Raw genomic sequence first — 23,982 nt, 5'->3', positions numbered from 1 at the left:
GGCGCCGCCGCCGTCGCGGTGGCCGGCGGGCGGCGCGTGGCCCCGGCGGCGCCCGCCGTGCCGGTGTGGCCCGGCGCCGCCACCCCGCTGGGCGCCCGGTTCCGCACCGGCCCGGACGGTGTCGCGGGCACCAACTTCGCGCTGTGGGCCGGCGGCGCGGAGGCGGTCGAACTGTGCCTGTTCGACGACGCGGGCAAGGAGACCCGCGCCCGGCTGACCGAACTGACGCACGAGATATGGCACGGCTTCGTGCCCGGGGTGATGCCGGGGCAGCGCTACGGCTACCGGGTGCACGGCCGCTGGGACCCGTGGACCGGGGCCCGCTGGAACCCGGCCAAGCTGCTGCTGGACCCGTACGCGCGCGCGGTGGACGGCGCGTTCGCGCTGCCGCCCGAGGTCTACGGGCACGTCCGGGACTGGCCGGACCAGCACGTCGCCGACACCGTGCGCGACGACCGCGACTCCGCGCCGTACGTGCCCAAGGGCGTCGTGGTGCATGACGACGACGACTGGGCGGACGACCGCCGCCCCAAGACGCCGTGGGCCGACTCGGTCATCTACGAGCTGCACGTGCGCGGCTTCACCAAGCTGCACCCCGGCATCCCCGAGGAGCTGCGGGGGACGTACGCCGGACTCGCCCACCCGGCGGCGATCGCGCACCTGACGCGGCTGGGCGTCACGGCGGTGGAGCTGCTGCCGGTGCACCAGTTCGCCCACGAGGACCACCTGCTGCGCCGCGGCCTGCGCAACCACTGGGGCTACAACTCCGTCGGCTACTTCGCCCCGCACGCCGCCTACGCCGCCGCCGGCACCACCGGGCAGCAGGTCGGCGAGTTCAAGCGGATGGTGCGCGCGCTGCACGCGGCCGGCATCGAGGTCATCCTCGACGTGGTCTACAACCACACCGCGGAGGCCGGCGAGTACGGCCCGACGCTGTCCCTGAAGGGCATCGACAACCAGCGCTACTACCGCCTCCAGGCCGACGCCCGCCGCTACGCCGACTACACCGGCTGCGGCAACACCCTGCACGTGGTGCAGCCGCACGTGCTGCGCCTGATCACCGACTCGCTGCGCTACTGGGTCACCGAGATGGGCGTGGACGGCTTCCGGTTCGACCTGGCCGCCGCGCTGGCCCGTTCCATGCACGACGTGGACATGCTCTCCCCGTTCCTCGCCGTGATCGCCCAGGACCCGGTGCTGCGCCGGGTCAAGCTGATCGCCGAGCCGTGGGACGTGGGCGCGGGCGGCTACCAGGTGGGCGCGTTCCCGCCGCTGTGGGCGGAGTGGAACGACCGCTACCGCGACGCCGTACGGGACTTCTGGCGGCACGCGCTGCCGGACGTGCGGGAGATGGGCTACCGGCTGTCCGGCTCCAGCGACCTGTACGCCTGGGGCGGCCGGCGCCCGTACGCCTCCGTCAACTTCGTCACCGCGCACGACGGTTTCACCCTGCGCGACCTGGTGAGCTACGACCGCAAGCACAACGAGGCCAACGGCGAGGGCAACCGGGACGGCACCGACGACAACCGCTCCTGGAACTGCGGCGCGGAGGGCGAGAGCGACGACGGGCGGATACGGGCGCTGCGCCGCCGCCAGCTGCGCAACCTGCTGACCACGCTGCTGCTGTCCACCGGCGTGCCGATGCTGGTCGCCGGCGACGAGACGGGCCGCACCCAGCACGGCAACAACAACGCCTACTGCCAGGACAACGAGACCGGCTGGCTGGACTGGTCGCTGCTCCAGGATCCCGAGTGGCGGCCGCTGTACGAGCTGACGGCCCGGCTGATCGCGCTGCGCCACCGCCACCCGGTGCTGCGCCGCCGGGCGTTCTTCTCCGGCAGCGCCCACTCGGCGGACGGGCTGCGCGACCTGGCCTGGTTCACCGCGCGCGGGGCGGAGATGACCGAGGAGGACTGGTACGCCCCGGCGGCCACGCTCGGCATGTATCTGTCCGGGCGGGACATCCCGGGCCGCGACGAACGGGGCGCGCCGGTCCTCGACGACAGCTTCCTGGCCGTCCTGCACGCCGGGGACCGCCCGGTGCGCTTCGTCCTGCCGGGGCCGCCGTGGGCGGAGCGCTACGCGGTGGTGGTGGACACCTCGCTGGAGGAGCAGGCGGACCCGCCGGACGCCGTGCACCGGGCGGGCGAGGCGATCACGGTGCCGGGGCGCTCGGTGCTGCTGCTGCGGGTGGCCGGCTGACCGGCCCGCACGCCGTGCCGGGCACCGGCGCGCACGCCCGCCGCGGGCCGCCGCTCAGCCGAGGATGCCCCGGTCGTAGGCGACCGCCACCGCCGCCGCCCGGTCCTTGACGCCGAGCTTGCCGTACAGGTGGGTGAGGTGGGTCTTGACGGTGGCCTCGCTGATGAACAGCTCGCGGGCGATCTCCCGGTTGGAGGTGCCGCGGGCGACCAGCACCAGCACCTCGCGCTCGCGCGCCGACAGCGCCTCGTTGCCCGGGGCGGGGGCGCGGACGGCGGAGACCAGCCGGGAGGCGACCGCCGGGGACAGGACGGTGCGGCCCTCGGCGGCGGCGCGCACGGCGGTGAACAGCTCGTCGCGCGGGGCGTCCTTGAGCAGGTAGCCGGTCGCGCCCGCTTCGATGGCGGGCAGCGTGTCGGAGTCGGTGTCGTACGTCGTCAGGACCAGCACCCGGGCGCGGGCGCCGCGCCGGGTCAGCTCGCGGATCGCGTCCACGCCCGCGCCGCCCGGCATCCGCAGGTCCATCAGGATCACGTCCGGGTCGAGGGCGGCGGCCCGCTCGACCGCCTCCACCCCGTCCGCCGCCTCGGCGAGGACCGTGAAGCCGGGCGCGGACTCGAACATGCCGCGCAGACCGTCCCGCACCACGGGATGGTCGTCGACGATCAGCAGGGAGACGGTGGTGTCATCGGTCATGGCGCACCAACGGTACGCGAGCGGAGACCGCCGTGCCGTGCCCCGGTTCGGATTCGACGGCCAGGGTGCCGGCGATGCGTTCGGCGCGGGCCCGCATCCCGGCCAGGCCGAAGCCGCCGGCGCGGGTGCGGGCGGGCACGGCGGCCGGGTCGAAGCCGGCGCCGTCGTCGCGGATGTCGAGGATGACCTCGTCGCCCAGGAAGGACAGGGTGACCCCGACCCGGGCGGCGCGGGCGTGCCGGGCGGCGTTGGAGAGGGCCTCCTGCGCGATGCGCAGCAGGGTGGCGGACACCTCCTCGTGCAGGTGCTCGGCGGTGCCGGTGACGGTGAAGTCGGTGCGGGCGCCGATGCGCTCGCCCCACGCGGCGACCGTGGACTTCAGCGCCTCGGGCAGTCCGGTGTCCTCCAGCTCCACCGGGGCGAGGTTGTGCACCGAGCGGCGGGCCTCGCCGAGGCTGTGCCGGGCCAGTGCGGAGGCCCGCTCCAGGTGGGTGCGGGCGGTGGTCAGGTCGGGGGCGTTGGCGACGACCTGGAGCTGGGCGATGATCCCGGTCAGGCCCTGGGCGAGGGTGTCGTGGATCTCGGCGGCCAGCCGCCGGCGCTCGTCGGCGACGCCGGCCTCGCGGGCCTGGACGAGCAGTTGCGCGTGCAGGGCCGCGTTCTCGTCCAGGGCCTGCTGCAGCGCCGTGTTGGTGCGCTCCAGTTCGGCGATGGTCTCGGCCTGGGCGAGGGCGCGGCTCTGCTCCTGGTCGGCGTAGCGGGTGAACAGGGCGACCAGGCCGATGTTGGCGCCGAGCACCACGACGAAGCCCGTCCACAGGGTCAGCCCGTGCGGCGGCATGCCGCCGATCTCGCTGCCGGCCATGGTGACGGCGGTCAGGCACAGACCCGGCACCACCAGTCTGCGGGGCAGCTGCACGGTGGCCGTGTAGTAGCCGATGACGGCGTAGAAGGCGAAGAAGGGGTTCAGCCAGGTGAGGACGAAGCCGAACGACCAGCGCAGGAAGTAGAGGAAGGCGGCGGCGCGGCCCCGCGGCGGCCGGTGGCGCAGTATCCGCCGCCGCCCCGGCTCCAGGACCAGGGCGGCGGCCACCAGGACGGCGGACAGGTACAGCTCGCCCCGGGACATGCCGACCACGTGGGCCGACCCGGCCGCCGTCAGGACGCCCACGGCCAGCAGGCCGTACGGTCCCCAGTCGGCGAAGCCGACCCGGAGCGGCGTCCATTCGGCGTTCGTCATCCCCTCAGTATCCGGCACGGCCCGCTCACTCCCAGCGGAACCAGCGCGCCGCCCCGGCGGTCAGCAGCACCGACCAGAGGGCGAGCACCCCGAGGTGGGTCCAGCCCGGCCAGTGCCCGCCGGCGGCCTGGTTCAGGGCCTGGGCGGCGGCGCCGAAGGGCGTGTAGCCGACGATCCGGGCGAGGACGTGCGGCATGGCCTGCACCGGCACCCACAGTCCGGCGCAGAACATCATCGGGAAGAGCACCGCGCTGCCGACCGCGCCCGCGATCTTCGTGGTGCGCGAGACGGCGGAGATCACCGAACCCAGCGCGAGGGCGACCAGCACCGCCAGCAGCAGGGCGAGGGCGTACCCGAAGGGCTGCTCGGGCAGGCGGACGCCGAAGGCGAGCCGGCCGACGAGCAGGGCGAGCACCGCGGAGGCCAGCGCCGCGCCCGCGAAGACCACCATGTGGGCGGTGAGCAGGGTCAGCGGCCGCACCGGGGTGGTGGACATCCGGCGCAGGATGCCCCGCTCGCGGTAGCCGGTGAGGACCTGCGGCATGCCCTGGAGGCCGCCGAGGATCAGGCCGAGCAGCACCGCGACCGGCACATAGGTGTCGACCAGCCGGAGGCCGCCGAGCGAGTCGTCGCTCTGCCGGAAGGACGGGATGGAGCCGAGGATCACCAGCAGCAGGGTGGGGAAGAGCAGGATCCAGAAGATCGCGCCCGGCTCGCGGCCGAAGAGGCGGATCTCGGTGCGCAGCACGGCGCTGTCGAGGACCGGGGTACTCATGCGGCGGCCTCCGTGAGGTCGAGGAACGCGTCGTCGAGCGTGGCGTCGCTGACGCGGAGCTGGTGGGCGGTGACGTGGTGGCGGGCGAGCAGGGTGATGACGGCGTTGACGGTGGCGTCGGTGCCCGAGAGCGTGACGCGGCCGTCCTTGTACGCCACCGAGGCCACCTCCGGCAGCGCGTTCAGGTCGTGCTCGTCCAGCGGCGCGGACGGTGTGAAGCTGATGACGGTGGCGCCGGCCGAGCGGCGGATCAGGCCCTCGGGAGTGTCCAGCGCGGCGATCCGGCCCTTGTCGATGACCGCGATCCGGTCGCACAGCCGCTGCGCCTCCTCCATGAAGTGCGTGACCAGCAGCACGGTGACGCCGGCGGCGCGGACGTCCTCGATCAGCTGCCAGGTGTCACGGCGGGCGCGCGGGTCGAGGCCGGTGGTCAGCTCGTCCAGGACGACGACCCTCGGGTCGCCGACCAGGGCGAGCGCGATGAACAGGCGCTGCTTCTGGCCACCGGACAGCTTGCCGAAGCGGGTGGCGAGCTTGTCGGTCAGACCGAGCCGCTCGGCCAGCGGGCGCCAGTTCGCCGGGCGCGGGTAGAAGGAGGCGTACAGCTCCAGGGCCTCGCGGACGGTGAGCTTGGCCTGCAACTCGCTCTGCTGGAGCTGGGCGCCCAGCACCCGGGCCACCCGCTCGTGGTCGGCGACCGGGTCGAGGCCGGTGACCCGGATCCGGCCGGCGTCGGGCACGCGCAGCCCCTCGACGCACTCCACGGTGGTGGTCTTGCCGGCGCCGTTGGGGCCGAGGATGCCGAAGATCTCGCCCTCCTGCACGGAGAACGAGACACCGTCCACGACGGCCCGGCCGCCGTAGGACTTGCGCAGTTCGCTGACTTCGATGACGGACATGGCTTCAGAATCCCGGCGCGCGGCCCGCCCGCGCATCGCCCGACGCGCTCGAAGGCGCATCAGCCGATCGGTTGATGCCGCGCTACGACCCGGCGGCCCGCGCCCTCACCCACACGGCCGTACGCGCAGGTCGTGGGACCAGGGGCGGAGCGGGGTCCGGCCAAAACTCGGTGGGCGATGTCAGTGCCGATCCGTACGCTCGCTCCTGATGTCCACGACACCCGCTCCCGCCGAGGAGACCACCGAAGAAGGCGCCCGGACAGGCCCCGAGGGCGCCGGCCCGGCCGAACGGTCCGCCGTGCGCGCGCTGCTGCGCCTGTGGCCGTTCGTCCGGCCGGTGCGCGCCCGGCTGTCCGCCGCCGCGGCCGTCGCGATCGTCGCCTCCTGTGTGGGGCTGGTGATCCCGCTGGTGCTGAAGTGGCTGGTGGACGGGCCGGTGGCGGACCGGGACACCGGCGGCGTGTGGCTCGGCGCGCTGTACGTGCTGCTGCTCGGCCTGGTCGAGGCGGTGCTGTTCGGGCTGCGGCGGTGGCTGGTGGCGCGACCGCTGTCGCGGGTCGAGGCAGACATGCGGGCGGCCCTGTACCGGCACCTCCAGCGTCTCCCGGTCGCCTTCCACGACCGGTGGGCCTCGGGCCAGTTGCTCTCGCGGGGCACCACCGACCTGATGCTGCTGCGCATGTTCCTCGCCTTCCCGCTGACCTTCCTCCTGGTCAACGGCGTGACCATCCTGGTGGGCGTGGCCATCATGCTGGTCCAGGACTGGGCGCTGGGGCTGGTGATGCTGGCGCCGGCGCTGCCGCTGATCGCGCTGAGCGCGCTCTTCGAGAAGCGGTACGCGCGGGTGGCGCGGCTCGCGCAGGACCAGGTCGGCGATCTGACGACGGTGGTCGAGGAGAGCGTGCTCGGCATCCGCGTCGTCAAGGGGTTCGGCCGGCACCGCAGCCAGGCGCGGGCGTTCCGCGAGCTGGCGGGCACGTTGCGCGGCACCGAGCTGCGCAAGGCGCGGCTGCTGGCGACGATCTGGGCGGTCATCATGGCGCTGCCCGAAGTGGCCATCGGGGCGACGCTGGTGGTGGGCGCGGTGCAGGTGGCCGACGACGCGCTGTCGGCGGGCACGCTGGTCGCCTTCCTGTCCACGGCGCTCGCGCTGCGCTGGCCGGTGGAGTCGATCGGCTTCCTGCTGGCGATGAGTCAGGAGGCGGCGACGGCGACGGAACGGTACTTCGAGGTGATGGACGCGGAACCGGAGACCGCGGCGGCGCCCCGCTCCGCCGAGCCGGACGCCGGCGCCCGCTCCGGACGCGTCGCGGGGCTGCGCTTCGAGGAGGTCCGCTTCCGCTACCCCGACGCCCCCGAGGACTCCCCGCCCCTGCTCGACGGAGTCGACCTGCACATCCGGCCGGGCGAGTCCGTCGCCCTCGTCGGCGCGACCGGCAGCGGCAAGACCACCCTCACCGCGCTCGTCCCGCGGCTGCACGAGATCACCTCCGGCCGCATCACCCTCGACGGCGAGGACATCACCGCCATGGACCGCGACCGCCTGCGCTCCCTGGTCGCGGTGGCCTTCGAGGAACCCACCCTGTTCTCCGCGAGCGTCGGCGAGAACGTCCTGATGGGCGCCGCCGCCACCGCGGGCGCGGCCGACCTGGACCGCGCGCTCGCCGTCGCCCAGGCCGAGTTCGCGCACGCGCTGCCCGAGGGCGTCGACACCCAGGTCGGCGAGCAGGGCCTGAGCCTGTCCGGCGGCCAGCGCCAGCGCCTGGCCCTGGCCCGGGCGGTCGTCGGCCGCCCCCGCTTCCTCGTCCTGGACGACCCGCTGTCCGCCCTGGACGTGCACACGGAGGCCGCCGTGGAGGCCGCGCTGCGCCGCGTCCTCGTCGACACCACCGCCCTGATCGTGGCGCACCGTCCCTCCACGGTGCTGCTCGCCGACCGGGTCGCGCTGCTGTCCGGCGGCCGGATCACCGCGGTGGGCACCCACCAGGAACTGCTGCGCGGCCACGCCGAGTACGCCCACCTGATGGCGGGCGCCGCGGCGTCGCACGAGCCGTGCGAGCCGTACGAGCACGAGCACGAGCACGAACAGAGCGAGCCGAACGAGGGGGACCAGGACCGATGACGGCCTCCACCACGCCCGTCCCCGCCGCCGAGGACGAGGCGGCCCCGCCGCGCCCGAAGGACGCCGGCGACCCCTTCGACCGGGACGTCCTGCCCACGCCCCCGGGCGCCACGGCCGCGCTGCTGCGCTCGCTGCTCGCCCCCATGAGGGCCCGGGTCGCCGGGACCACCCTCCTGCTGCTGCTCCAGCAGGCGGCGGCGCAGGCGGGCCCGCTGCTGGTGGCGTACGCGATCGACACCGCCGTACCGGCGCTGCGCGGGCACGACCACGGGCCGCTGGTCGCGGTGGCGGTCGGCTACCTGGTGTGCGCGCTGGCCTCCGGCGTGCTCCAGTGGGCGTTCGTCGTGGGCGCGGCCCGGGTCAACCAGGACGTGCTGCTGGACCTGCGCGGCCGGATCTTCCGGCACGGCCAGGCGCTCAGCGTCGACTTCCACGAGCGCTACACCTCCGGCCGGCTCATCTCCCGCTCGACCACCGACGTCGAGTCGCTGCGGGAACTGCTCAGCGAGGGGCTCCAGGAGCTGATCACGGTCGTCCTGTCGTTCGTCTACATCTCGGCGATGCTGCTCTGGCTGGACCCGGGCATCGGCGCGGTCGCGGTGGCCTCCTTCGTGCCGCTGTACCTGCTGGTGCGCGGCTACCAGGGGCGCGCCGGGCGGGCGTACGCGGAGCGGTCCACGGCGATCGCGGCGCTGATCGTGAAGTTCGTGGAGACGATGAACGGCATCCGGCCGGTGCGGGCCTTCCGCCGCGAGGCCGCCAACGACGCCGACTTCGCCGCCCTCAACCGCCGGCACGAACGCGCCAACGGCGACGCGCTGCTGGAGATGGCCCGCTATGTGGTCGGCTCCCGGCTGGTGGCCAACACGGCGGTCGCGGCGATGGTGCTGTGGGGCGCCTACCGGGTGACGGACGGCTCGCTGGAGCTGGGCGTGCTGGCGGCGGCGGTGCTGTACCTGCGCCGGCTGTACGACCCGATCGACCGCCTGGGCATGTTCCTCAACTCCTACCAGTCGGCGGCCGCGTCGCTGGAGAAGATCGCCGGCCTGCTCGCGCAGACGCCGTCGGTCCCGGAGCCGTCGGCGCCCCGGCAGCTGCCGCCGCCCGCCTCCGAACTGCCGGGCCGCAAGGTGGTGTTCGAGTCGGTCGGCTTCGGCTACCGCACCGGCGGCGAGGTGCTGCCCCGCTTCGACCTGACCATCGCGGCCGGGCAGACCGTCGCGGTGGTCGGCTCCACCGGCGCCGGCAAGTCCACCCTGGCCAAGCTGCTGGCCCGCTTCTACGACCCCTCGGCCGGGCGGGTGCTGCTGGACGGGGTGGACCTGCGCGACCTGGCCGTGCCCGAGCTGCGGCGCGGGGTGGTGATGGTGACCCAGGAGGCGTTCCTGTTCTCCGGCACGGTCGCCGACAACATCGCCCTCGGCCGCCCGGACGCGGGCCGCGCTCAGATCGAGGCGGCCGCGAAGGCGATCGGCGCCCACGACTTCATCAGCGCCCTGCCCGACGGCTACGACACCGACGTCCGCAAGCGCGGCGGCCGCATCTCGGCCGGACAGCGCCAACTGGTGGCGTTCGCGCGGGCGTTGCTCGCCGATCCGGCCGTGCTGATCCTGGACGAGGCGACCAGCTCGCTGGACGTCCCGGGCGAGCAGGCCGTGCAGCGGGCGATGGCCACGGTGCTGCACGGCCGTACGGCGGTGGTGATCGCCCACCGGCTGTCCACCGTGGAGATCGCCGACCGGGTGCTGGTGATGGAGCGGGGCCGGATCGTGGAGGACGGCCGCCCGGCCGAACTGATCGCCGGCACGGGCCGGTTCGCGGATCTGCACCGGGCCTGGCGCGACAGTCTCGCCTGAGGCTCGCCTGAGAACGACGATCGGGGGAAGCGTGATCGACCCGTACGAGGACCCGGGGACGCCCGACCGGCGGGGCGGCTGGCACTACCTGTGGTGGCTGGTGCTGCGCCAGCCGGGCCGCTCGGTGGCCGGCGCGGTGCTGGCCAGCGGATGGATGGTGCTGCTTGCGGTGACCCCGTACCTGCTGTCGCGGGCGGTGGACGACGGGCTCCAGCCGGGCGACCCGACGGCGCTGGCCGGCTGGACGGCCGCGCTGGTCGCGGTCGGCGCGGTCAACGCCTGGGTGAGCATCATGCGGCACCGCACGATGACCCGGCTGCGGATGGACGCCAACTTCCGCACCGTCAAGGTGGTCGTCGACCACGTGGTGCGGCTCGGCGCCGCGCTGCCGCGCCGGGTGGGCGCCGGGGAGGTCGTCACGATCGGCGTGGGCGACGTGCAGACCATCAGCAGGGCGCTCACCGTCATCGGTCCGGGCGTCGGCTCGGCCGTGGTGTACGCGGTGGTGGCCGTCCTGCTGATGTCCGTCTCGCCGGCGCTGGCGGCGGTGGTGGTGCTGGGGATGCCGGTGATCGCCGTGCTGGTCGGGCCGCTGATGCGGCGGCTCCAGGGCGCCGAGGGCGAGTACCGCGAACAGCAGGGTCTGCTGACCGCGCGGATCGGCGACCTAGCGGGCGGGCTGCGGGTCCTGGGCGGCCTGGGCGGCAAGGAGCTGTTCGCGGACGCCTTCCGCCGGGACTCGGGGCGGCTGCGCGCCCAGGGCTACCGGGTCGGCGCGGTCACCAGCTGGATGCAGGCGCTCGGGGTGGGGCTGCCGACGCTGTTCCTCGCGGTGGTGACCTGGCTCGCCGCCCGCTCGGCCGCCCGGGGCGAGCTGACCGTGGGCGAGCTGGTGTCGGTGTACGGCTGGACCGCGGTCCTCGTCGGCCCGGTGGCCTTCCTGGTGGAGATGGGCTACGACCTCAGCCGCGGCGTGGTGGCGGCCCGCCGGGTCGTCCGGCTGCTGCGGGTGGAGCCGGAGGCGGATCCCGACGTCCTCGACGCGCCGGCCGAACCGTGCGTGCTGCACGATCCGGACTCCGGCGTCCGGGTGCCGCCGGGGCGGCTGACGGCGCTGGTGTGCGCCCGCCCGGCTGAGGCGGCGGCGGTCGTGGACCGGCTGGGCCGCTACGAGCCGTCCGCCGTCACCTGGGGCGGGCGGCGGCTGTCCGAGATCCGGCTGCGCGAGGTGCGCGAGCGGATCCTGGTCGCCGACCACGAGGCCGATCTGTTCGCCGGCGCCCTGCGCGAGCTGCTGTCCGGGCGCGCCGAGCGCCCGGCGGCGGACCTCGCACGCGCGCTGCGCGCGGCCGTCGCCGAGGACGTCGTACGGGGGCTGCCGGACGGGCTCGACTCGCCGGTGGCGGCGCAGGGGCGCAGCCTGTCCGGCGGACAGCGGCAGCGGGTGCGGCTGGCGCGGGCGCTGCTGGCCGATCCCGAGGTGCTGCTCGCGGTGGAGCCGACGTCGGCGCTGGACGCGCACACCGAGGCGGCGGTGGCCGGCCGGCTGCGCGCGGCCCGGGCGGGGCGCACGACGCTGGTGACCACCACCTCGCCGCTGGTGCTGGACCACGCCGACCTCGTGCTGCACCTGGTCGACGGCAAGGTCGCGGCGAGCGGCCGCCACCGCGAACTCCTGGCGAACGAGCCCGACTACCGGAACCTGGTGGCCCGCGACACCGGAACACCGAGCCGACCGACCCCACCGAGCACGGCGAGCACGGCGAGCACGGCGGAGACGGTCCGATGACGGCCGGGGCGCAGGGACTGCCTCCGGCTGACGGGCCCACGAAGGAACGGCCGCCCGTCGGCGGCCCCGCCGAGGAACGACCGCCCGTCGCCGGAGCCGTCGAGGAACGGCCGCCTGTCGCCGGAGCCGTCGAGGAACGGTTGCCGACCGACGCCGCCGGGAGGGAACGGCTGCCGGGCAGCGACCCTGCGGAGGAACGGCCGCCGACCGGCGAATCCGCCGAAAGGCAGCCGCCTGGCAGCGGACCCACCGAGGGACGACCGCCGGGCGGCAGGCCCGCCGACGGGCAGCCGCCGGCCAGCGGACCCACCGAGGATCAGCCACCGCGCAGCGACCCTGCGGAGGGACGTCCGCCGACCGGCGGACCCACCGAGGATCAGCCACCGGGTGGCGGACCCACCGGGGGACGACCGGCGGCCAGCGTCCCCACCGGGGGACGACCGCTGGCCGGCGAACCTACCGAGAGGCAGCCGCCGGGCGGCGGACCCGCCGGGGGACGGTCGGCGGTGGAGGAAGGGCGTTCGGGGCAGGGGCGGTTGCCGGTGGCCGGGCCCGGGGAGGTGCGGCGGGCCGCGGCGCGGCTGGTCCGGGCGGACGGGCGGGCCTTCACCGCGGTCCTGCTGCTGAACGTGCTGGCCGCCGGGGCGGGCCTGGCCGGGCCGTGGCTGCTGGGCCGGATCGTCGACCACGTCCGGTCGGGCGGCGGCGTCGGCGGCGTGGACCGGATGGCGCTCGCCATCCTGGTGTGCGCGCTGGCGCAGCTGCTGCTGGCGCGCTGGGCCCGCTACCTGGGGCACCGGTTCGGCGAACGCACGCTGGCGCGGGTGCGCGAGGGCTTCGTGGACCGGGCGCTGGCGCTGCCCGCGGCGGTCGTGGAGCGGGCCGGCACCGGCGATCTGGCCACCCGCGGCACCGCCGACGTGGCCGCCGTCGGCACCACCCTGCGCGACGCGGGGCCCGAACTGCTGGTGTGCGCCATGCAGGCGCTCGCGGTGCTGGTCGCGGTGTTCCTGATCGATCCGCTGCTGGGCGCGGTCGGCGTGCTGACCCTGACGCCGATCTGGCTGGCGCTGCGCTGGTACCTGCGCCGGGCCAGGCCCGGCTACCTCGCCGAGGGCGCGGCCACCTCCGAGGTCGCGGAGGTCCTGGCGGCGACGGCGGCCGGGGCCCGCACGGTGGAGGCGTTCGGGCTGGCCGGCCGGCGGGTCGAGGCGAGCCGGGAGGCGCTGGCGCAGGCCCGCCGCACCCGTCTGTACACCCTGTTCCTGCGCACCGTGTTCTTCCCGGCGGTGGAGGTGTCGTACACCCTGCCGGTGGCCGGGGTGCTGCTGCTCGGCGGGTATCTGCACGCGCGGGGCGCGATGTCCCTGGGCGCGGTGGTGGCCGCCGCGCTGTACCTGCGGCAGTTCACCGAGCCGCTGGACCAGGTGCTGATGTGCGTGGAGCAGCTCCAGAACAGCGGGGCCTCCTTCGCCCGCGTGGAGGGCGTGGCGCAGGCGCCGCGTACCGCCGCCGACGCGGCCGGCTCGCCCGTTCCGGCGGACGACCGGATCGACGTGGCCGGGGCGTGCTACGCCTACGAGCGCGGCGGCGAGGTGCTGTCCGGGGTCGATCTGACGGTGCGGCCCGGGGAGCGGCTGGCCGTGGTGGGGCCGTCCGGCGCGGGCAAGACCACGCTGAGCCGGCTGCTGGCGGGCGTGGACGCACCGACCGCGGGCTCGGTGACGGTGGGCGGGGCGCCGATCGCGGACCTGGCGCCGGAGCGGCTGCGCCGTCAGGTCGTCCTCGTCACGCAGGAGCACCACGTGTTCCTCGGCACGGTCCGCGACAACCTGCGCCTCGCCGAACCGGCGGCCTCGGACGCCGACGTGTGGGCGGCGCTGGCCGCCGTGGGCGCGGACGGCTGGGTACGGGAGCTGCCGGCCGGCCTGGACACCGAGCTGGGCGCGGACGGCTGCCGTACGGACGGTTCGCGGGCGCAGCAGCTGGCGCTGGCGCGGGTGGTGCTGGCCGATCCGCACACGATCGTCCTGGACGAGGCCACGGCGCTGCTCGACCCGGCGACGGCCCGCCACACCGAACGCGCCCTGGCCGCCGTGCTGGCGGGCCGCACGGTCATCGCCGTCGCCCACCGGCTGCACACCGCGCACGACGCGGACCGGGTGGCGGTGATGGAATCCGGCCGCCTGACCGAACTCGGCACCCATGAGGAACTGGTCGCGGCGGACGGCGCGTACGCGGCGCTGTGGCGCACCTGGCACGGGGAGGAGACGGGGTCCCCCGGGGGCGGCGGGGACTCTCCTGCGGACACCGGGGGTTCCTAGCCGGGCGCCGGGAGCCCTCCTGGCGGACGGCGGAAGCCCCCCCGGCAGCCACCGGAAGTCCCCCAGCGGGCAGCGCGAGTCCCCCGTAAGCGTGCCGTCGCGTCGGGGGGTCCTGCGGTCCGGGGCGTTCGAGGGGTGCGAGGGTGTGGGGGTCCGCACCGACTCACGGAGGGGAACCGCCGGCATGGCCGTCATCCACCGCACCACCCTCAAGCCGACCAAGCTTGAGCTGCTCACCGACTGGCTGCCCACCCGCGCCTGGTACCAAGGCGGCGGCGAAGGAGCCGAGTTGGCCAAGGCGGGGGGCTTCCGGCTGGACGACCCGGAGGGCGAGGTGGGGATCGAGTTCATGGTGGTCGAGGACTCCGCCGGAGCGCACCCGGTCGCCTACCTGGTGCCGCTCACCTACCGCGCCGCCCCGCTCGACGGCGCCGAGGCCGCCCTGATCGGCACCATGGAACACGGCGTCCTGGGCCGGCGCTGGGTCTACGACGGCTGCCAGGACCCGGTGCTGACGGCCGAGCTGGCGGCGCTGATCGACGGCCGGGCCGAGGCGCAGGCGCAGAGCACCAGCCACACCCGGGACCAGGAGGTCACCGCCGTCCGCGCCACCGCCGGCCCGCTGCCCGGCGGCTTCGCCGCGGCCGCCGACACCGGCCGGGACACCCGGCTGTCCGCGCCGGACGGAACCACCCTGCGCCTGCTCCGGATCGTCACGCCCGCCCCGGACGGGCGGCCGGTCCCGCCGCCGTCGGCGATCGGCCATGTCGCCGGCGGATGGGACCTGCCGGACGGCACCCGCGCCCACGGTCTGTTCGCCACGGTGCACCCCGCCCGCGGCTGACCGCCGGGGCGCCTGAGACCCCGTATCACCGGAGCCCCGCCGCACGTCGTCGCGCGGCGGGGCTCCTCGCCGCGCCCGGACACGCGGCGGAACGGACCAGCCGAATGCGCCGCCCGCACATCAGGTCCGTATACCGAACATGAACATCCGGACAACGAACCATTTCCGGCCAAGTTGATGACGCGGTCCTGACAAGGACAGCGTCCTCCTGCCACTCTTCCCCTCGGCCGTTCACAGCCACACCACAGCACCCCCCACCGTTTCGCGGACTGTGGCCCGGCCGGCATCCCGCCCTTCGGCGCCGTGCACCCCGCACCGCGCACGCCAGCACAGCGCACCTCGCACTTCGGCACTTCGCAGTTCTGCCCGGACGGCTCACCCCCCGTCCGGATCTCCCCGAATGGCCGCGCGACCCGCGGCCACGCAGAAGGAGTCAGTGTTGAGTAGCAGCAGCTCTCGCAGACGCACCTCCCACATCACCCACCGCCGGGCCGCGGGCGTCGCCCTGGCCGGCGTCGCCGCCCTCGTCGCCACGGCCGTCCAGTCGGGCGCCGCCAGCGCCGCGCCGCACCCCGGCAAGGCCAACCCGGCGCACACCGCCGTGCAGTTGACGCCCTCGCAGCGCGCCGAGCTGATCCGCGACGCCGACGGCGCCAAGGCCGCCACGGCCAAGGACCTCGGGCTCGGCGCCCAGGAGAAGCTGGTCGTCAAGGACGTCGTGAAGGACGCCGACGGCACCCTGCACACCCGCTACGAGCGCACCTACGCCGGTCTGCCGGTCCTCGGCGGCGACCTGGTGGTCGACACCGCGAAGTCGGGCGCGACCGAGCGGGTCGTGAAGGCCACCGACGCGGCCGTCAAGGTGCGCAGCCTGACCCCGAGCGTGTCGCAGGCGGCCGCGCAGCAGCAGGCGCTGCGCAGCGCGCGGGCGCTGGGCGCCGAGAAGACCTCGGTGGCCCCGTCCTCCCGCAAGGTGATCTGGGCGGCGAACGGCGCCCCGGTGCTGGCGTACGAGACGGTGGTCGGCGGTCTCCAGGACGACGGCACGCCGAACCAGCTGCACGTCGTCACCGACGCGAGCACCGGCAAGGAGCTGTACCGCTACCAGGGCATCGAGACCGGTGTCGGCAACACCCAGTACAGCGGCCAGGTCTCGCTGACGACGACCCAGTCGGGCTCGTCGTACACGCTGACCGACGGCGCGCGCGGCGGCCACAAGACGTACAACCTGAACCACGGCACGTCGGGCACCGGCACGCTGTTCAGCCAGACCAGCGACACCTGGGGCAACGGCACGACGTCGAACGCGGCGACCGCCGCGGCCGACGCGCACTACGGCGCCGCGGTCACCTGGGACTTCTACAAGAACACCTTCGGCCGCAACGGCATCAAGAACAACGGCGTCGGCGCCTACTCCCGCGTCCACTACGGCAACTCGTACGTGAACGCGTTCTGGGACGACAGCTGCTTCTGCATGACGTACGGCGACGGCTCCGGCAACAACGACCCGCTGACCTCGCTGGACGTGGCCGGCCACGAGATGAGCCACGGCGTCACCTCCAACACCGCGGGCCTCAACTACAGCGGCGAGTCCGGCGGTCTGAACGAGGCGACCTCCGACATCTTCGGCACCGGCGTGGAGTTCTACGCGGCCAACAGCTCGGACGTCGGCGACTACCTCATCGGCGAGAAGATCGACATCAACGGCGACGGCACCCCGCTGCGCTACATGGACAAGCCCTCCAAGGACGGCGCCTCGGCCGACTCCTGGTCCTCGGGCGTGGGCAACAAGGACGTGCACTACTCGTCCGGCGTCGCCAACCACTTCTTCTACCTGCTGAGCGAGGGCAGCGGCGCCAAGGTCATCAACGGCGTCAGCTACAACTCGCCCACCTCGGACGGGCTTCCGGTCACCGGCATCGGCCGGGACAAGGCGCTGCAGATCTGGTACCGGGCGCTGACCACGAAGTTCACCTCGACCACCAACTACGCCTCGGCGCGCACCGGCTCGCTCGCGGCGGCGGGCGAGCTGTACGGGACGACCAGCGCCGAGTACAAGGCGGTGCAGGACGCGTGGGCGGCCGTGAACGTCGGCTCGCGCTCCGGCGGCGGCGACCCGGGCGGCGGCGGCACGTCCTTCGAGAACACGGCGGACGTGCAGATCCCGGACTACGGCTCGGCGGTCACCTCGTCCATCACGGTCAGCGGGCGCACCGGCAACGCGCCCTCCAACCTCCAGGTCACGGTGGACATCGTGCACACCTGGAGCGGCGACCTCCAGATCGACCTGGTGGGTCCGAGCGGGACGACGTACCGGCTCAAGAGCAGCAGCTCCGACTCCACCCCGGACGTCCACAAGACCTACACGGTCAACGCGTCCACCCAGACGGCCAACGGGACCTGGAAGCTGAAGGTCCAGGACAAGGGTCCGCAGGACACCGGTTACATCGATGGCTGGAAACTGACCTTCCCGTAAAGGTCTCTTGTAGGCCGCTGTGACCCCAGGTCAGGGTGCCGTTCCGGAGGTGTCGCACCCGGAACGGCACCCGTTCACACGGCTGAAACATGAACTCTCTCGTCATTTTTCGGCCAACATCACTTCAGGGTCATGACATGTACGCGTCCTGGATGCCACTCTCTCTCCACCCGCCGCACAGCAACCTGACACCCGTTCCGGTCCCGGCAACCCCACGCCGGGCGGACTCCCCCACAAAGGAGCTCGTGTGACTCCCCGCTACACGCGTCACAAGCGCACCACTCTGGCCGTCGCCACCGCCGTCGCCGCCGGCGCCCTCCTCAGCACGGGCCTGACCACCAGTGCCTCGGCCCAGGTCCCCACCGGCGCCGCGACCCTCGCCGCCGCGCCCACCGACCTGACCGCCGCGGCCCGCACCTCCCTGATCCAGCAGGCGCAGGCCGGGGTCACCGAGACGGCGCAGAGCATAGGTCTGGGCGCCCAGGAGAAGCTGGTCGTCAAGGACGTCGTGAAGGACGTCGACGGCACGGTGCACACCCGCTACGAGCGCACCTACGCCGGTCTGCCCGTCCTCGGCGGCGACCTGATCGTCCACACCTCCAAGGCCGGCAGGACCGAGGGCGTCACCAAGGCCGTCAAGGCCGCCATCAAGGTGGCCTCGCTGACCGCGAAGGTGACCCCGGCCAAGGCCGAGAAGCAGGCCGTGGGCCTGGCCAAGGACGCCGGCTCGGCCGCCTCCGCCGCCGACCAGGCGCCGCGCAAGGTCATCTGGGCGGGCAACGGCACCCCGGTCCTCGCCTACGAGACGGTCGTCGGCGGCCTCCAGGACGACGGCACGCCGAACCAGCTGCACGTCATCACCGACGCGGCCACCGGCAAGAAGCTCTTCGAGTACCAGGGCATCGAGAACGCCACCGGCACCGGCAAGACCCTGTACTCCGGGACCGTCAGCCTGACCACCACCCTGTCGGGCTCGACGTACCAGCTGTACGACACCACGCGCGGCGGCCACAAGACGTACAACCTGGCGCACAAGACGTCCGGCACCGGCACGCTGTTCACCGACGCGGACAACGTGTGGGGCACCGGCACCGCCTCCAGCTCCACCACCGACCAGACCGCGGCCGCCGACGCCGCCTACGGCGCGCAGGAGACCTGGGACTTCTACAAGGCCACCTTCGGCCGCAGCGGCATCAAGAACAACGGTGTCGGCGCCTACTCCCGCGTCCACTACGGCAGCAACTACGTCAACGCCTTCTGGGACGACAGCTGCTTCTGCATGACCTACGGCGACGGCTCGGGCAACAACCACCCGCTGACCGCGCTGGACGTGGCCGGCCACGAGATGAGCCACGGCGTCACCTCCAACACCGCGGGCCTCAACTACAGCGGTGAGTCCGGCGGTCTGAACGAGGCGACCTCCGACATCTTCGGCACCGGTGTCGAGTTCTACGCCAACAACGCCTCCGACAAGGGCGACTACCTCATCGGCGAGAAGATCGACATCAACGGCGACGGCACCCCGCTGCGCTACATGGACAAGCCCAGCAAGGACGGCGGCTCCGCCGACTACTGGTCGTCCTCGGTCGGCAACAAGGACGTGCACTACTCGTCCGGCGTCGCCAACCACTTCTTCTACCTGCTGTCCGAGGGCAGCGGCGCGAAGACGATCAACGGCGTCAGCTACAACTCGCCGACGTACAACGGCTCGGCGGTCACCGGCATCGGCCGGGACAAGGCGCTGCAGATCTGGTACAAGGCGCTCACCACGTACATGACGTCGACCACGAACTACAAGGCCGCCCGCACGGCGACCCTGAACGCGGCCTCGGCGCTGTACGGCTCGACCAGCGCCGAGTACAAGGCGGTCGGCGCCGCCTGGACGGCGGTCAACGTCAGCTGATCAGGGAATCACCGGCACAGGGCGGCACCCGGGAGGCGGAATCTCCCGGGTGCCGCCCTACGCTTGGGTCCCATGTCTTCGGCCCACTTCACCTACGAGCAGGTCGGCGCGACCCGCGAACAGGGACACTGCCCGCCCGGCTTCCACCCGATGCTCGTGCGCTCCCGCATCGGCGAGGGCGAGGCGGTGTTCCGGCGCGCCGCCGAGGCCGTCCTCACCTGGGAGATGCACCGCGCCCTCGGGGTCGGTGTCACCACGACCGCCGAGCGCGCCGTCCCCGGCGCCGACGTCACCATCACCCTGGCGGGCGTCGTCAAGGCGCCCTGCCGCGTCGTCTGGACGGCCGAGGAGCACCGCCGCGCCGGCTGGGCCTACGGCACGCTGCCCGGGCACCCGGAGTGCGGCGAGGAGTCCTTCGTCGTGGACCGCACCGGCGACGGCACGGTCTGGCTCACGGTGAACGCCTTCAGCCGCGCCGCCAAGTGGTACGCCCGCGCCGGCGGCCCCGCCACCCGCGCCTTCCAGCACGCCTACGCCCACCGCTGCGCGAAGGTGCTGCGCGCGCTGTGCGCGGACATCCCCGAGGACGCCTGACCCCCGGGCCGCCCGGCCCGGAGCCGGGGCCGGGGCCGGGGCCGGACCCGGGGCCCGGGCGGCCGCCGGGTCCGGGACGCGCTCAGCGCAGGAGCACTCCGGCGCCGTCCGCCGCGCCCTCGGCGCCCTCGGCGGGCACCGTCACCAGGCCCAGTTCCGCGCCGGAGGCCAGGAGGCGGTGGGCGGGCAGGATGCGGACCGTGTAGCCGTAGGGGCCGGTGCGGTCCAGGGCGAGCGGGCCCTCGTAGACCCAGCGGCCGTCCGGGTCGGGGGCGCCCGCCGGTTTGAGCGGGACCGCGGTGGCGTCCTCGATGCGGTCCTCCTCGTCGACCCGCCCGGAGACGGCCTGCACCTCGATGTCCTCCGGGCCCAGACCGCCGAGCCCCACCCGCACCCGCAGCCCCAGCGTGCTGCCGAGTTCGGCGGTGGGCGCGCCCGCGACCGTCTCCACGTGGTCGACGGTCACCTCCGGCCAGGCGCCGCGCACCCGCGCCTTCCACGCTGCCAGCTCACGCGCCGCCTCCGGACCCAGCGCGCGGTGCGCGTGCGCCGCCGGGGTGTACAGCCGCTCGACGTACTCGCGCACCATCCGCCCGGCCAGCACCTTCGGCCCCAGCCGGGCCATGGTGCGGCGGACCATCTCGACCCACCGGTCGGGCAGTCCGGCCCGGCCGCGCTCGTAGAAGCGCGGCGCCACCCGCTGCTCCAGCAGGTCGTACAGCGCCGCCGCCTCCACGTCGTCGCGGTGGTCGGCGTCAGTACCCGTCCCGTCCGCCGTCGGCACCGCCCAGCCGAAGTCGGGCTGGTACCACTCGTCCCACCAGCCGTCCAGCACCGACAGGTTGAGGCAGCCGTTGAGGGCCGCCTTCATCCCGGAGGTGCCGCACGCCTCCAGCGGCCGCAGCGGGTTGTTCAGCCACACGTCGCAGCCGTGGTAGAGCTTCTGCGCCATCGCCATGCCGTAGTCCGGCAGGAAGACGATCCGGTGCCGCACCCGCGGGTCGTCGGCGAAGCGGACCAGCTCCTGGATGAGCCGCTTGCCGCCGTCGTCCGCCGGGTGCGCCTTGCCCGCCACCACGATCTGGACCGGCCGCTCGGGGTGCAGCAGCAGGTCCATCAGCCGGTCGCGGTCGCGCAGCATCAGCGTCAGCCGCTTGTAGGACGGCACCCGCCGCGCGAAGCCGATGGTCAGCACGTCCGGGTCCAGCACGCCGTCGACCCAGCCCAGCTCGGCGGTGCCCGCGCCGCGCTGCCGCCAGGACGCCCACAGCCGGCGCCGCACCTCCTCCACCAGCTGACCGCGCAGCTCCCGGCGCAGCTCCCAGACCTCCTCGTCGGGGATGTCGGCGACCGCGTCCCAGCGCTCCGAGCCGCCCACCGACAGCGCGTCCTCGGTGCGCTGCGCGCCGATCTGCCGGGCGCCGAGCCGGATCACCTCCGGGGCCACCCAGGTGGGCGCGTGGACGCCGTTGGTCACCGAGGTGATCGGCACCTCTTCGGGGTCGAATCCGGGCCACAGCCCGGAGAACATCTCGCGGCTCACCTGGCCGTGCAGCAGCGACACCCCGTTGGCGCGCTGGGCGAGCCTCAGCCCCATCACGGCCATGTTGAACAGGTTCGGCTCGCCGCCCGGGTACGTCTCCATGCCCAGCTGGAGGACGCGCTGCACGTCGATGCCGGGCAGCTCGGCCTCCGGCCCGAAGTGGCGGGCGACCAGTTCCCGGTCGAAGCGGTCGATGCCGGCCGGGACGGGGGTGTGGGTGGTGAACACCGTGCCCGCGCGCACCGCCTCCAGAGCGGAGTCGAAGTCGAGCCCGGCCGCGCACAGCTCCGCGATCCGCTCCAGGCCGAGGAACCCGGCGTGCCCCTCGTTGGTGTGGAACACCTCCGGCTCCGGGTGCCCGGTGAGCCGGCAGTACGTCCGCACCGCCCGTACCCCTCCTATGCCAAGGAGCATCTCCTGGAGCAGCCGGTGCTCGCTGCCGCCGCCGTACAGCCGGTCGGTCACCCCGCGCTCGCCGAGGTCGTTCTCCTCCACGTCGGAGTCGAGCAGCAGCAGCGGGACCCGGCCGACCTGGGCCAGCCAGATCCGGGCGTGCAGCGACCGGCCGCGGGGCAGCGCCAGAAAGACCCGGGCGGGGCTGCCGTCGGCCTCGGCCAGTTGGGTGACGGGCAGCTCGTTGGGATCCAGGACCGGATAGTGCTCCTGCTGCCAGCCGTCCCGCGACAGGGTCTGGCGGAAGTAGCCGTGCCGGTACAGCAGCCCCACGCCGATCAGCGGCGCGCCGAGGTCGCTGGCCGCCTTGAGGTGGTCGCCGGCGAGGATGCCGAGGCCGCCGGAGTACTGCGGCAGGGCGGCGGTGATGCCGAACTCGGGCGAGAAGTAGGCGATCGCGGCCGGCAGCCCCGCGGGCTGCTCCTGGTACCAGCGCTCGCCGCTCGTGTAGTCGTGCAGGTCGTCGGCGGCGGCGGTCAGCCGGCGCAGGAACCGGCGGTCGCCGGCCAGCTCGGCCAGCCGGGCCGGGCGCACACTGCCGAGCAGCCGCACCGGGTCGCCGCCCGAGGAGGCCCAGCGCTCGGGGTCGACGGACTGGAAGAGGTCGCGCGTCTCGGCGTGCCAGGACCAGCGCAGATTGCGGGCCAGCTCGCTGAGCGGTCGTAGGGGCTCGGGGAGAACGGGACGGACGGTGAACCGACGGATCGCCTTCACATTCCACCTCGGCGCATTCGCTGATGGACGCACGGCACGGCGCGCTTCGCCGAAAGCGCGCACGACGCCCTGCGCTTCGCTGGGACGCACGGCACTGTGCGCCCCGTCACCCGGAACACCGTACCGGTCGTGGTGCGGCCCCCGCTGGGACCGACGCCGCCGGTCCTGTCCTGGCGACCTGAACGGGTTCGCCCCGACGCACCGGTAATCGGCCATTCTCAGGAGGCCGAGAGGCGGTGCGTGGTGGTGTGCGTCCGGGGTACGCGACCGGTGGGTGAGGTATCAGGCCAGGTTCCCGGCGCCCGCGGGCGACGGGGACCGGCTTGTCGAACACGTTTACGCAGCTCCAGGGGGTCGCGGTGACAGAGGAACAGTGCGGGCCCGGCCCGTGGCCCGAGACGGCCGGTCTTGTGCGCGGACATACGCGTGAGTAGTTAACAAAGTGCCGGAATGCTCACCCGAACAGGGTGGGAAGGCTCCACCGGTACACCCGGCCGGCCCCACGCACCTTCACAGGTACATACACGTCCCGGTTCCTGAGGACAGCCTCGCGGGACCCACCTCCCCACCCACCTCCGCCCACCCCCTCGTTGACGCGGACAGGAGCGGTCATGCCCGCCACGCACCACCCGGCACCACCCGGCACCACCAGCAAGCGCCCACGCGACGCCGGTCCACAGACCGCCGCCGGGGCGCCCGGAGCACACCCGTCGCCGCGGGACACCCCCGCGGGAACGGCCACCGCCGTCGGCCGGATCCCCGTGCTGGACGTCCGGCCGGTCGTCCAGCACGGCCGCCGGCCGGCGAAGGCGGTGACCGGCGAGTCGTTCGAGATCACCGCCACGGTGTTCCGCGAGGGCCACGACGCGGTGGCCGCCGACGTCGTCCTGCGCGACCCCGAGGGCCGCCCGGGACCGTGGACGCCGATGCGCGAGCTGGCCCCCGGCACCGACCGCTGGGGCGCCGCCGTCACCGCCGGGGAGCCCGGCCGCTGGACGTACGCGGTGGAGGCATGGAGCGATCCGATCGCCACCTGGCGCCACCACGCGAAGATCAAGATCCCGGCGGGGATCGACACCGCGCTGGTGCTGGAGGAGGGCGCCCGGCTGCACGAGCGGGCCGCCGACGGCGTGCCCGAGGACGACGAGGGGCGGGCCGCCGTCCTGGCCGCCGCGGCCGCCCTGCGCGACGAGGGCCGCCCGGCCGCCTCCCGGCTGGCGGCGGCGCTGACGCCGGAGGTGGCCGCGGTGCTGGCCCGCCATCCCCTGCGCGAGCTGGTCACCTCCTCCGACCCGCTGCCCCTCCAGGTCGAGCGCGAGCGCGCCCTGTACGGCGCCTGGTACGAGTTCTTCCCCCGCTCCGAGGGCACCCCCGAGCAGCCGCACGGCACCTTCACCACCGCCGCCCGCCGCCTGCCCGCCATCGCCGCGATGGGCTTCGACGTCGTCTACCTCCCCCCCGTCCACCCCATCGGCACCACCTTCCGCAAGGGCCCCAACAACACCCTCACCGCCGGCCCCGACGACGTCGGCGTGCCCTGGGCGATCGGCTC

The 23,982-nt window shown here is 74.1% G+C and carries 15 protein-coding genes; 10 read left to right on the top strand and 5 right to left on the bottom strand.

Annotated features, from left to right (window positions below):
• Positions 1–18: 18 nt before the first annotated feature.
• Positions 19–2,202: a glycogen debranching protein GlgX gene (glgX, locus tag ABEB07_RS10360; RefSeq protein ID WP_345667998.1), complete on the top strand. Its 2,184-nt coding sequence runs from the start codon at positions 19–21 to the stop codon at positions 2,200–2,202.
• Between the two features lie 54 nt (positions 2,203–2,256).
• On the opposite strand, the gene ABEB07_RS10355 is transcribed toward glgX, so the two are convergent.
• Genes ABEB07_RS10355 through ABEB07_RS10340 form a run of 4 tightly spaced genes read right to left on the bottom strand, consistent with a single transcriptional unit; the run spans position 2,257 to position 5,812 of the window.
• Positions 2,257–2,898, bottom strand: coding sequence for a response regulator (locus tag ABEB07_RS10355; RefSeq protein WP_176150562.1), 642 nt, complete (start codon positions 2,896–2,898; stop codon positions 2,257–2,259).
• Entirely contained in the window at positions 2,888–4,138 is a 1,251-nt protein-coding gene (locus tag ABEB07_RS10350; RefSeq protein ID WP_345667997.1) for a sensor histidine kinase, read from the bottom strand. Before ABEB07_RS10350 ends, ABEB07_RS10355 begins: the two co-directional genes overlap by 11 nt.
• 25 nt (positions 4,139–4,163) lie before the next feature.
• Positions 4,164–4,913 (bottom strand): ABC transporter permease, encoded by a 750-nt coding sequence (locus tag ABEB07_RS10345; protein ID WP_345667996.1) that lies wholly within the window; start codon positions 4,911–4,913, stop codon positions 4,164–4,166.
• Positions 4,910–5,812: an ABC transporter ATP-binding protein gene (locus tag ABEB07_RS10340; RefSeq protein WP_176150559.1), complete on the bottom strand. Its 903-nt coding sequence runs from the start codon at positions 5,810–5,812 to the stop codon at positions 4,910–4,912. The genes ABEB07_RS10345 and ABEB07_RS10340 overlap by 4 nt, the downstream gene beginning before the upstream one ends.
• A 208-nt stretch (positions 5,813–6,020) precedes the next feature.
• Here ABEB07_RS10340 and ABEB07_RS10335 point away from each other — a divergent pair, with 208 nt between their 5' ends.
• The 8 genes from ABEB07_RS10335 to ABEB07_RS10300 all read left to right on the top strand — a co-directional run bounded on the left by ABEB07_RS10335 (position 6,021) and on the right by ABEB07_RS10300 (position 19,720).
• Positions 6,021–7,934, top strand: a complete 1,914-nt coding sequence (locus tag ABEB07_RS10335) for an ABC transporter ATP-binding protein (protein ID WP_345667995.1) — start codon at positions 6,021–6,023, stop codon at positions 7,932–7,934.
• Entirely contained in the window at positions 7,931–9,790 is a 1,860-nt protein-coding gene (locus tag ABEB07_RS10330; RefSeq protein ID WP_345667994.1) for an ABC transporter ATP-binding protein, read from the top strand. The genes ABEB07_RS10335 and ABEB07_RS10330 overlap by 4 nt, the downstream gene beginning before the upstream one ends.
• 31 nt (positions 9,791–9,821) lie before the next feature.
• A complete protein-coding gene (locus ABEB07_RS10325) occupies positions 9,822–11,579 on the top strand; it encodes an ABC transporter ATP-binding protein (protein WP_345667993.1) in 1,758 nt (585 codons plus the stop codon).
• Between the two features lie 542 nt (positions 11,580–12,121).
• Complete coding sequence (locus ABEB07_RS10320) at positions 12,122–13,903, top strand: ABC transporter ATP-binding protein (RefSeq protein ID WP_345667992.1); 1,782 nt, start codon at positions 12,122–12,124, stop codon at positions 13,901–13,903.
• 184 nt (positions 13,904–14,087) lie between these two features.
• Positions 14,088–14,747: a maltokinase N-terminal cap-like domain-containing protein gene (locus ABEB07_RS10315; RefSeq protein WP_345667991.1), complete on the top strand. Its 660-nt coding sequence runs from the start codon at positions 14,088–14,090 to the stop codon at positions 14,745–14,747.
• Between the two features lie 439 nt (positions 14,748–15,186).
• The gene (locus tag ABEB07_RS10310; RefSeq protein WP_345667990.1) at positions 15,187–17,223 is read left to right on the top strand and encodes a M4 family metallopeptidase; all 2,037 of its coding nucleotides are present in this window, start codon (positions 15,187–15,189) and stop codon (positions 17,221–17,223) included.
• A gap of 247 nt (positions 17,224–17,470) precedes the next feature.
• The gene (locus ABEB07_RS10305; protein WP_345667989.1) at positions 17,471–19,126 is read left to right on the top strand and encodes a M4 family metallopeptidase; all 1,656 of its coding nucleotides are present in this window, start codon (positions 17,471–17,473) and stop codon (positions 19,124–19,126) included.
• A 72-nt stretch (positions 19,127–19,198) separates the two neighbouring features.
• Complete coding sequence (locus ABEB07_RS10300; RefSeq protein ID WP_345667987.1) at positions 19,199–19,720, top strand: DUF1990 family protein; 522 nt, start codon at positions 19,199–19,201, stop codon at positions 19,718–19,720.
• A gap of 82 nt (positions 19,721–19,802) precedes the next feature.
• Here the strand turns inward: ABEB07_RS10300 and ABEB07_RS10295 are convergent, their stop codons facing one another.
• Entirely contained in the window at positions 19,803–22,430 is a 2,628-nt protein-coding gene (locus tag ABEB07_RS10295; protein ID WP_345667986.1) for a glycosyltransferase family 1 protein, read from the bottom strand.
• 611 nt (positions 22,431–23,041) lie between these two features.
• Between ABEB07_RS10295 and ABEB07_RS10290 the strand changes: the two genes are divergently transcribed.
• The coding region (locus ABEB07_RS10290; RefSeq protein WP_345667985.1) for a maltotransferase domain-containing protein at positions 23,042–23,982 on the top strand (941 nt) is incomplete at its 3' end.

The organism is Streptomyces similanensis (assembly GCF_039543625.1).
GTDB lineage: Bacteria > Actinomycetota > Actinomycetes > Streptomycetales > Streptomycetaceae > Streptomyces > Streptomyces similanensis.
This window is presented reverse-complemented; position numbering and strand designations above follow the sequence as displayed.

Excerpts from the sequence above, each read along its gene's own strand:
- ABEB07_RS10355 (WP_176150562.1), bottom strand. The coding sequence starts at position 2,898 with ATGACCGATGACACCACCGTCTCCCTGCTGATCGTCGACGACCATCCC.
- ABEB07_RS10350 (WP_345667997.1), bottom strand. The coding sequence starts at position 4,138 with ATGACGAACGCCGAATGGACGCCGCTCCGGGTCGGCTTCGCCGACTGG.
- ABEB07_RS10345 (WP_345667996.1), bottom strand. The coding sequence starts at position 4,913 with ATGAGTACCCCGGTCCTCGACAGCGCCGTGCTGCGCACCGAGATCCGC.
- ABEB07_RS10340 (WP_176150559.1), bottom strand. The coding sequence starts at position 5,812 with ATGTCCGTCATCGAAGTCAGCGAACTGCGCAAGTCCTACGGCGGCCGG.
- ABEB07_RS10335 (WP_345667995.1), top strand. The coding sequence starts at position 6,021 with ATGTCCACGACACCCGCTCCCGCCGAGGAGACCACCGAAGAAGGCGCC.
- ABEB07_RS10330 (WP_345667994.1), top strand. The coding sequence starts at position 7,931 with ATGACGGCCTCCACCACGCCCGTCCCCGCCGCCGAGGACGAGGCGGCC.
- ABEB07_RS10315 (WP_345667991.1), top strand. The coding sequence starts at position 14,088 with ATGGCCGTCATCCACCGCACCACCCTCAAGCCGACCAAGCTTGAGCTG.
- ABEB07_RS10300 (WP_345667987.1), top strand. The coding sequence starts at position 19,199 with ATGTCTTCGGCCCACTTCACCTACGAGCAGGTCGGCGCGACCCGCGAA.